This window comes from Roseateles sp. GW835-FHT13E02 (genome assembly GCF_058794035.1).
In genome coordinates this window covers 23,981-33,438 of record NZ_JBXAGJ010000035.1, presented here as the reverse complement: position 1 = coordinate 33,438, position 9,458 = coordinate 23,981, and the positions used below count along the sequence as shown (strand labels likewise).

Sequence of the window (9,458 nt, the reverse complement as noted above, 5' to 3'; positions counted from 1 at the left end):
TACCCGCGCGCTTCAAGCGCTGACTCGGCGCCACTGTTTGACCACAGTGAGCGCAGCGAACGGAGGGAGATTGGCGCAGCTGAGCCGCGGAGCGAGCAGAGAGGGGAGTCGGCTCGCAGAGCCGACCCGCGAACTATGAGCCCGGCGGCGGGACGAGGCACCGCAGCGAGAAGGATTGATGCATCGGAGGTCCGGGCCGTCTTGCCTGCCCCAAAAAAAAGCCCCAGGCACAAGGCCTGAGGCTGGAATCCACCCAGGGGCGGTGGAGGAGACAACTGAAGTTGAGAAAGCTATTGCAGCTTCCGTGCCAACTTCATGACCTCCCGCACCATGGCCCTCAGGTTTGCAAGCGGAAGGAGCCGACGATGGCGGCCAGCTGATGGGCTTGCTGCTTCAGGCTTTCGGACGCTGCGGCCGATTCCTCGACCAAGGCCGCGTTCTGCTGCGTGTTGTGATCGAGCTGGGACACGGCGGTGTTGACCTGGGTGATGCCCGCGCTTTGCTCGCGTGTGGCGGTGGAGATCTCGCCCAGCAAGGCGGTCACGTGCCGCACCTGGCCGACCAGTGACTCCATGGTCCGGCCGGCTTCGGCGGCCACTTCCGAACCGCTCTCGACCTTGCTGACGCTGTCGCCGATCAAGGCCTTGATCTCGCGAGCCGCTTGCGCGCTGCGCTGGGCCAGCACACGCACCTCGCCGGCCACCACGGCAAAGCCGCGGCCCTGCTCGCCAGCACGCGCGGCTTCCACGGCTGCATTCAAGGCCAGGATGTTGGTCTGGAAGGCGATGCCATCGATCACACCAATGATGTCGGCGATCTTCTTGGAGCTGCCATTGATCTGGTCCATGGTGCTGACCACACGATGCACCGCTTCGCCACTCAGCTCGGCCGTGCGTGAGGCCTGGTGGGCCAGCTCGTTGGCTTGCTGGGCGGTCTCGGCATTGGTCTTCACGGCGGCGGCCATCTCGTCCATCGAGGCGGCGGTTTCTTCCAGCGCGGCGGCCTGCTGCTCGGTGCGGGCGCTGAGGTCGTGGCTGCCCAGCGAAATCTCGCCCGAGGCACCGGACACGGCCACGGCGCTCTCACGGATCTGCTCCACGGTCTGCGACAGCTGGTGTTGCATGCGCTGCATGGCCTGCAGCAATTGCCCCATTTCATCGTCACTCTCGACCGAGATGGGTTCGCTCAAATCGCGCTGGCTGATCTGCGCCGCCACATGCAGGGCTTGGCGGAGCGGCCGCATGATGGAAGCAATGATGCGCCAGGCCAGGCCCACGCCGGCCGCCAGGGCCAGGCCGAAAACCCCCATCACCACCCAGATCGACTGGCGGTAGCGCTGCTGGCTGGCCTGGTACTCCTGCTCGGCCACCAGCAACTGCTCGTCCACCAGGGCCGACACGGCATTGGTGAAGGGGTCGATGGCGGGGTACAGCTCCTGGGTGGCGAACTGCTCCAAACCGGCCGCATCGCCGCTCTGCAGCAGCGCACGCAGCTTGAGCGTGGCCGCATCCGCCTTGCCGCGCAGGGGCTGTGCCTCGGCCAGCAGGCGGGCTTCATTGCCTTCGATGCGGGTGGCGGTGTAGGCCGCCCACTGTCGCTGCACCAGCTCCTGGGCCTCATCCACCAGCTTGAGCCCGGTGGCGGCGTCCAGCTGCTTGGCGCGCACCTTGTGGGTGGTGTCGACGATGTTGACAGCGTAGGCGTCGGACACCTGTTTGAGCTGCTTGAGCGGCACGACCCGGTCCGAGTAGACCGTGTCCATGCTGTCATTCATGCGCCCCATGCTCATGAGGCACCAGCCGCCCACCACGGCCAGCAAGGCCATGAGCACAAAAGCCAGCAGAACCAGACGCGACTTGATGCTGTTCAACTTCTTCATAGAGCACCCAATTCGTCGCAAAGAAGATCGCGACCGGTGATGCACTTTAAGGTGCTGTTATCTTTTGCGGGCGCGCTTCTGCGCCGACACCACACTCAAATCGGCAAATCGGCAAATCGGCAAAAGTGCGCAATTCAGTTTCAGGCAAGAAAAACCGCCCCTCGGGGCGGTTGCTCCTTCCGGCAGGCCCGCGGCTCAGGGTTTGGCCAGCAGGTTCTGTTGCATGAACAGAATCGTGGCGTAGAGCAGGTAGTCCTGGTTCTCCTTGCGGGCGAAACCATGGCCTTCGTTCTCGGCGCGCAGGTACCAGACCGGCGTGCCTTGTTCGCGCACCTTGGCGACGATCTGCTCGGCCTCGGTGTAGGGCACACGCGGGTCGTTCTTGCCCTGCACCACGAACAGCGGCTTCTTGATCTTGGCCGCATGGGTCAGGGGCGAGATCTGGTCCAGGAAGGCCTTCATCGCCGGATCGCGCTCGTCACCGTACTCGACACGACGCAGATCGCGGCGGTAGCTCTCGGTGTTGTTGAGGAAGGTGACGAAGTGCGAGATGCCGACGATGTCGATGGCGCCGACGATGCGGTCCGCATAGTGGCTGGCCACGGCCAGGCTCATATAGCCGCCGTAGCTGCCGCCCGTGACCATCACGCGTGAGGCATCCAGCCCGGGCTGGGTGGCGATCCAGTCCAGCAAGGCGCCGATGTCCTTGACCGAGTCTTCGCGCTGGTAGCCGTTGTCCAGGTCGAGGAAGGTCTTGCCGAAGCCGCTGGAACCGCGCACATTGGGCTGGATGATGGCCACGCCCAGCTCCTGCAGGTAGTAGTTGCTGCGGCCCATGAAGCCAGCCGTGGCCTGGCCCTCGGGGCCGCCGTGGATGCTGATCAGCACCGGGCGCTTGCCGCTGAATTTGTCGGCCGGCGGCAGGCTCAGCAGGCCCGAGATGCTGCGGCCATCAAAGCTCTTCCAGCGCACCACCTGCTGGTCGCCGAAGCGGCGGGTGTCGATGCCGGGCGGCGCGTAGGGCTCGGTCCAGCGCACGATCTTGCCCTTGGCATCGAGGCTGTAGATCTGGTTCGGGCCTTGCGCCCCGTTGAGGCTGAACATCAGCTCGCCGCGCTTGGGGTCGAAGCTGGCGGCGCTGATGCTGCCGCTGGGCAGGCTGGGCGAGGGCTGCGGCTTGAAGCTGCGGCCATCGAAGAAGCGCAGCTCGCTGCGGCCGTCGATATTGAACTGCAGGGCCAGGCGCTTGCCGTCTTCGGTCAGGCTGGCGCCGGTGACGTCCCAGGGCACGCCGGTGGCGATGCGCTCCAGCCGGCCATCGGCCAGTTGGTAGCGGGCCAGCTCATTGAACTCGCCGAAGCGGTTGCTGACCACAAGCAAGGCCTTGCGTCGGGCGTGAAGGCGCCGGGCGCATGGGTGGCGCGCAACTGCTCGCCAGGCGCAGGCAAGACCTGACGCTTTTCACCGGTGGCAAGGTCCATCAGCCAGATGCGCGATTCATTGGCCGAGATGTACTCGCTCAGCGCCAGCCGCTTGTCATCGCGCGAGACCGCGCCCACGCCCCAGCCGCCGCCGGGCAGCTCGGCGAGCTTGCGCTTGGCGGCGGGCTTCTCGGGGTCCATCAACCAGAGCTCGGTCATCACCTGGGCGCGGCTGCCGCCCTGGGCCGTGCGGTCCAGCGGCACCGAGGTCACCAGCATCTGGCTGCTCTGATGCAGCCAGCCATTCATGGCGTGGCGCTGGTCGGGGTCGGTCAGCAGCACCGGCTCCTTGCTGGCGGCATCCAAACGGTAGAGCTGGGCCACCTCATTGCCACCGCTGGCGCGGGCGAACACGATGTAGCGGCCCTGGCGCGGCTCGTAGCTGGCGTCCTGCACCGGATCGGCGGCATCGGTCAGCGGCTCCAGCGCGCCGCCCGGTTGGCTGAGGCGGAACAGCTGCGAGGTGTTGCCGCCGGCCTTGCGGTGGGCCACCAGCATCTCGCGCTTCTTGGGGTGCCAGTCGACAAAGCTGTGGCCGCGGAAATCGTTGTAGCGGCCCACCGCATCGGCCAGGGCCTGGGGCACCGGCGGCACGCCTTGCAAGAGCAGATTGGCATTGGGACTGAGGATCGGGGCGGCCACGGCCGCGGCGGGTTCGGCCGCCTCCACCCAGCGCGGTGCGGCGGCCAGCAAGGGCAGGCTCAGGGCCAGCAGCTGCACGCTGCGGCGCAGGCCGGGGCCGGTGTTCTTCATCATCATGGAACGCGCAGGCCGCGAGACGGGCGCAAACTCAGGAAGCAAGGCAGATGGCATGGTGAACCCTGTGTCGATTGGAAGAGCAAGGTGGAAAGGTAGCGGCCAGGTCTGCCCCGCAGCCCGCCAGCAAGGGCCTGATTCTTTCCGCAAGCCGGCGCGCCGACCAAGCCCATCAGACGAAGCGGGATTCTGTGGGCATGAACGCCGTTGGGCCCGACACACGTGCTTCAGGCCTCGGCTCCGGTGCCGGCCGAATCCAGGGCTTGCAGCACCGCCAATGCCGCATGGGCCAGGCCCAGATCCATGCCACCGGGCACCTGAGGCTCGCGCGGGTTGATGCGCAGCAAGCGGCCCTGCTGATGTTGAATCACTCGGTGGCTGAAATGCCGCACCGAGGGCACATCGCTGCCCGCGCCGATCTCGATCACCAGCGGCCGGCGCGCGCGGGCCAGCAGCGTCTGAAGGCGCTCGCCCTGCTCGGCGCTGCGTTCGTCCTGCCAGCTCCAGTCGCCGAACATCAGGATGTTGGGACGGGCCAGGCCGCCGCAGCGCGGGCAGACCGGTGCGGCATTGAGCAGCAGGCAGGCCTCGGCATCCACCTCGGGCTCGAAATCATCGGCCGGCCAGATCGCCTGACCACAGCCGGCCAGGCATTGCAGGTGGTGGATGGAGCCGTGGCATTCATGCAGCAGCTCCGGCGCGTAGCCGGCCTTCTGAAACTGGCCGTCGACATTGCTGGTGAACACCGCCAGGCCGAGCGGCAGACGCTCGCCCCAGCGGCGCAGGATGTCGAAGCCGGCATGGGGCTGGGTCTGGCGGTAGAGCTGCAGGCGGTGGCCGTAAAAGCCCCAGGCCAGGCGCGGCTGGCGCTCGAAAGCCAAGGGGTTGGCGATGTGCTGAAAGCTCAGGTTCGCACGGGCCAGGGCCGGGTAGGCACGCCAGAAGCCCTCGCGGCCGCGGTAATCCGGCAGGCCTGAATCAACGCCCATGCCCGCGCCGGCCGCCACCAGCAGCAGATCGGCCTGCTCCAGCAGCTCCAGGGCATGGGCGATCTGGGCGGCCGACAGGCCGTGCAACGGGGGCGACTCCAGGGACTCGGAAAACAAAGAAGCAGATGCGTCGCTCATGCCCCATTGTTCCCGAGCCACAGCCGGGTCGCAGACGCTTTGAGCTGTCTGCGCAGAGCTTGCGTCAGCTCAAAGTGGCACGGCGGCGGCAGGCGCCCAATGCCGACATGGGCACGAACAAGCATGCCCGCAGCAGCAGCAACAGCAAGGAGTGATCGATGTTGAACCTGTTCAAAGACCTGTTCTCTTCCGATGTCGGCCTGATGAGCGCCGCCGTGATTGCCATCACGCTGGGCATGGGCGCGTTCTATGTGCGCTACTTTTTGAGCCACATCGCCAGCGACACCGCGGCTCACCGCAACGATTGAGCGCTGAACGCTGAGCGTCGCGCGCCAAGGCGACGCACGCTCAGAGCTCCAGCACGAAGTTGTCGCGCCCCTGCGATTTGGCGCGGTACATGGCGGCATCGGCCCGCTCGATCAGCGCCGCCGCGCTCTCGCCTGAACCGGCCAAGGCCAGGCCCAGGCTGGTGCGTACGGCCAGGCTCAGACCGTTGCTGAGCACAAAGGGCTGGCGGATGTGGGAGAGGATCTTGCTGGCCAGCGGCTCCAACTCGTGGGCCTGCTGCACGTCTTCGAGCAGCACGGTGAACTCATCGCCGGCCAGGCGCGCGACGAAATCGGTTTGCCGCAGGCTCTGGCGCAGGCGCCGGCCGAACTCCTGCAGCACCTCGTCGCCGATGGCGTGGCCGTGGCGGTCGTTGATCTGCTTGAAGCCATCGAGATCCAGGAAACCCAGGGCCAGCTGGGTGCCGTGGCGCTGGGCGCGCAGCAGGCCCTGATCCAGCTGCTCGTGAAAATGGCGGCGGTTGGGCAGGCCGGTCAGGGCGTCGAAGCGTGCCTCCTCGGCCAGCTGCAGCTGCAGCTGCTTCATCGCCGTCAGATCACTGGCCAGGACGAAAAAACCCTGCACCGGACCGCTGCCGTCCAGGCAATCGGGCACATGGCTGAACTGGAAAAAACGCCCGTCCTCCGGGTCCAGGGCCCAGAGCCCGAAATCGCGGCGCTGGCCCTGCAGGGCAGCCTCCACATGCTCGCGGTGGCGGGCGTACTCCGCATCGCCCAGCACCGCCTGCAGGGTCTGGCCCAGCACCTCGGATTCGGGGCGCCCGCACCAATCGATCAGCTTGCGGTTGCAGAACTGCACCCGCTGCTGTGCGTCGACATAGGCAATCACGGCCGGCACGTTGTCGGTGACGCCGCGCAGCCGCGCCTCGCTGGTGCGCAGGGTGCGCTCCTGCTGCTCCAGCCGAGCCCGCTTGCTGCGCAGCTCGATCAACAGGCCCACCTGGCGCGCCAGCACTTCCAGCGCATGAATCTGCGAGGCCGTCAGCTCGCGCGGCTGACTGTCGATGACACACAGCGCGCCCAGGGCATAGCCCTCGGTCGTCAGCAAGGGCGCACCGGCATAAAAGCGCACATGGGGCGAGCCCGTCACCAGCGGGTTGTCGGCAAAGCGCGGATCCAGTCGGGTATCGCGCACCTGCAGCAGCTCGTGCGGCTGGACGATGGCATGGGTGCAGAAGGACTCATCGCGCGGCGTCTCGCGGATATCGAGGCCGCAACAGGCTTTGAACCACTGCCGGTCGGCATCGATCAGGCTGATGGCGGCCACCGGCACGCCGCACCATTCGGCCGCCAGCCGCACCAGATCATCAAACGCCGCTTCGCGCCCGCTGTCGAGAAGCTCCAATGCCTGCAAGGCCTTCAAGCGTTCGGCTTCCTGAGCAGGCACGGGGTAAGACATGAGAGGCTCCAGGCGGGGGGTCGGCGCCATATTAAGCGAGGCCAGCCCCGGCTGCAGAGGCCCCGGTGCGGGACAGACAGGAGCCCCGCGCCAGGCCTCAGTTCTGCGTGATCTTGGAGCCGCGCAGCTTCACATCCGCGGCCGCCTTGACATCGACCGTGCCGCTGGCCTCGATCTGCACACGGCCGCCCTGGATCAGGATGCTGCCGTCTTTTTTCAGCAGCAGGCGGGCCTTGCCGACCACCAGCTCCAGAGAATCGGCCGCCTCGATGCGCAGCTTGCGCCCGACGGTGACGGTCAGGTCCTGATCGACGCTCAGGGTCTGCGAGCCCGTCAGGCTCAGGCGTTCGGGCGGGCGGGGTTGGGGATCGGTGGCCATGGGGTGAGTCCCCTCACAGGCCAGCGGCCACGGCCACCAGCTGATCCAGGGCCGCACCCCAGCCCTGATGGAAGCCCATGGCTTCGTGGGTCTGGCGGCCGGACTCGTCGCTGTGCATCACCGTGGCGGTGTAGAGCGTGCCCCCATCGGCATGCGGCGCCAGGCTGATGACGGCGGTGAAAACGAAGGGATGGGCGGCCGCGTCGGCCGGGCGGAAGCCGGCCTTGAGCGCGCCGGTCCAGACCAGGCGCTCGTTCGGGATCAGCTCCAGATAGCAGCCCTCGTTGGGGTGCTGATCACCGGTGGGCGACTGCATGACGGTGCGGAAGATGCCGCCCGGGCGCAGATCGATCTCGCATTCGACCGTCTGCCAGGGCTTGGGGCAGAACCACTGCATCAGCAGCGCCGGCTCGGTCCAGCAGCGCCAGACCTGAGCGACCGGGGTCGGAATGACGCGTTGCAAGACCAGGTCGAGATGGGGCATGGAGCTCATGGCGGGGTTCCGATCGGCCAAGTGTGGGTGTGGTGGGAAGGCTGCAGGCGATTGTGACCACGCCGGCCGCCCGCGGCAAACCGGCGGCGGTTTTCCCGCGACAGGGCGTGACCCGCAGGGCCATCCCTGTACGCCATCCGCCGTATATGCCAGCGCGAGCCGGCTGCCTACATTGGCTTCGTCAGACCGCAGCTTCCCCCACCAACCCGAAATCCGCAGGAGCCCCGCCATGCCCGTCCCGTCCCAGACCCCCAGCCGCCGCGTCTTCTCGCTGAAAGCCCTGGCCGCCGTCAGCGCACTGGCCGGCCTCAGCGTCACCAGCCTGTCGGCCCAGGCGGCCGACACCATCAAGGTCGGCGTGCTGCACAGCCTGTCCGGCACCATGGCCATCTCGGAAACCGTGCTCAAGGACACGGTGCTGATGGCCATCGACGAGATCAATGCCAAGGGCGGCGTGCTCGGCAAGAAGCTGGAGCCCGTGGTCGTGGACCCGGCCTCCAACTGGCCGCTGTTCGCCGAGAAGACCAAACAGCTGCTCACGCAGGACAAGGTCGCCGTGATCTTCGGCTGCTGGACCAGCGTGTCGCGCAAATCGGTGCTGCCGGTGGTCGAGGAACTCAACGGCCTGCTCTTCTACCCGGTGCAGTACGAGGGTGAAGAGCTGAGCAAGAACGTGTTCTACACCGGCGCCGCGCCCAACCAGCAGGCCATCCCCGCGGTGGACTATCTGATGAGCAAGGACGGCGGCGGCGCCAAGCGTTGGGTGCTTTTGGGCACCGACTACGTCTACCCCCGCACCACCAACAAGATCCTGCGCGCCTACCTCAAGAGCAAGGGCGTGAAGGACACAGACATCGACGAGAAGTACACGCCTTTTGGCCACAGCGACTACCAGACCATCGTCGCCGACATCAAGAAGTTCTCTGCCGGCGGCAAGACCGCCGTGGTCTCCACCATCAACGGCGACTCCAACGTGCCCTTCTACAAAGAGCTGGGTAATGCCGGCCTGAAGGCCAAGGATGTGCCCGTGGTCGCCTTCTCGGTCGGCGAGGAAGAGCTGCGCGGCGTGGACACCAAGCCCCTGGTCGGCCACCTGGCGGCCTGGAACTACTTCATGTCCATCAAAAACCCGGCCAACACCGCTTTCATCCAGAAGTGGAGCGCGTACGCCAAGGCCAAGAAGCTGCCCGGTCATATGGACAAGCCCCTGACCAATGACCCGATGGAGGCCACTTACATCGGCATCCATATGTGGAAGCAGGCGGTCGAGAAGGCCAAGAGCACGGACGTGGACAAGGTCATCGCCGCCATGGCCGGCCAGACCTTCACCGCGCCCTCGGGCATCACCTCCAAGATGGACGAGAAGAACCACCACCTGCACAAGTCGGTGTTCATCGGCGAGATCAAGGCCGATGGCCAGTTCGGCGTGGTCTGGAAGACCCCGGCCCCGGTCAAGGCCAAGCCCTGGAGCCCCTACATCGAAGGCAATGACAAGAAGCCCGATGAGCCGGTGAAGAAGTAACTTTTCTATTGAGCTGACCCAACGGGCCGCGAGGCCCGTGGTTGGCAGCCTTCCCTTGTTGAAACGCGGAGCCCT

General features: G+C 66.4%; 9 protein-coding genes. 2 read left to right on the top strand and 7 right to left on the bottom strand.

Annotated features, from left to right (window positions below):
- Positions 1-337: 337 nt before the first annotated feature.
- The 4 genes from AC1Q6P_RS23130 to AC1Q6P_RS23115 form a co-directional block, all read right to left on the bottom strand.
- Positions 338-1,879, bottom strand: coding sequence for a methyl-accepting chemotaxis protein (locus tag AC1Q6P_RS23130; RefSeq protein ID WP_492666103.1), 1,542 nt, complete (start codon positions 1,877-1,879; stop codon positions 338-340).
- Between the two features lie 195 nt (positions 1,880-2,074).
- Positions 2,075-3,253, bottom strand: coding sequence for an alpha/beta hydrolase family protein (locus tag AC1Q6P_RS23125; RefSeq protein ID WP_492666126.1), 1,179 nt, complete (start codon positions 3,251-3,253; stop codon positions 2,075-2,077).
- The gene (locus AC1Q6P_RS23120; protein WP_492666104.1) at positions 3,139-4,173 is read right to left on the bottom strand and encodes a TolB family protein; all 1,035 of its coding nucleotides are present in this window, start codon (positions 4,171-4,173) and stop codon (positions 3,139-3,141) included. Before AC1Q6P_RS23120 ends, AC1Q6P_RS23125 begins: the two co-directional genes overlap by 115 nt.
- A 170-nt stretch (positions 4,174-4,343) precedes the next feature.
- Complete coding sequence (locus AC1Q6P_RS23115; protein WP_492666105.1) at positions 4,344-5,243, bottom strand: SIR2 family NAD-dependent protein deacylase; 900 nt, start codon at positions 5,241-5,243, stop codon at positions 4,344-4,346.
- A gap of 158 nt (positions 5,244-5,401) precedes the next feature.
- On the opposite strand from AC1Q6P_RS23115, the gene AC1Q6P_RS23110 reads away from it, so the two are divergent.
- Complete coding sequence (locus AC1Q6P_RS23110; RefSeq protein ID WP_102769185.1) at positions 5,402-5,551, top strand: DUF3149 domain-containing protein; 150 nt, start codon at positions 5,402-5,404, stop codon at positions 5,549-5,551.
- A 40-nt stretch (positions 5,552-5,591) separates the two neighbouring features.
- On the opposite strand, the gene AC1Q6P_RS23105 is transcribed toward AC1Q6P_RS23110, so the two are convergent.
- From AC1Q6P_RS23105 to AC1Q6P_RS23095, 3 genes are all read right to left on the bottom strand, one after another.
- The gene (locus AC1Q6P_RS23105; protein ID WP_492666106.1) at positions 5,592-6,989 is read right to left on the bottom strand and encodes a diguanylate cyclase domain-containing protein; all 1,398 of its coding nucleotides are present in this window, start codon (positions 6,987-6,989) and stop codon (positions 5,592-5,594) included.
- Between the two features lie 97 nt (positions 6,990-7,086).
- A complete protein-coding gene (locus AC1Q6P_RS23100; RefSeq protein WP_492666107.1) occupies positions 7,087-7,368 on the bottom strand; it encodes a hypothetical protein in 282 nt (93 codons plus the stop codon).
- A 13-nt stretch (positions 7,369-7,381) separates the two neighbouring features.
- On the bottom strand, positions 7,382-7,861 hold the full coding sequence (locus AC1Q6P_RS23095; RefSeq protein WP_492666108.1) for an SRPBCC family protein: 480 nt from the start codon (positions 7,859-7,861) through the stop codon (positions 7,382-7,384).
- A 229-nt stretch (positions 7,862-8,090) separates the two neighbouring features.
- Here AC1Q6P_RS23095 and urtA point away from each other — a divergent pair, with 229 nt between their 5' ends.
- Positions 8,091-9,383 carry an urea ABC transporter substrate-binding protein gene (urtA, locus tag AC1Q6P_RS23090; protein ID WP_492666109.1) on the top strand — a complete coding sequence of 431 codons (1,293 nt, stop codon included), beginning with the start codon at positions 8,091-8,093 and terminating at the stop codon, positions 9,381-9,383.
- Positions 9,384-9,458 lie beyond the last annotated feature (75 nt).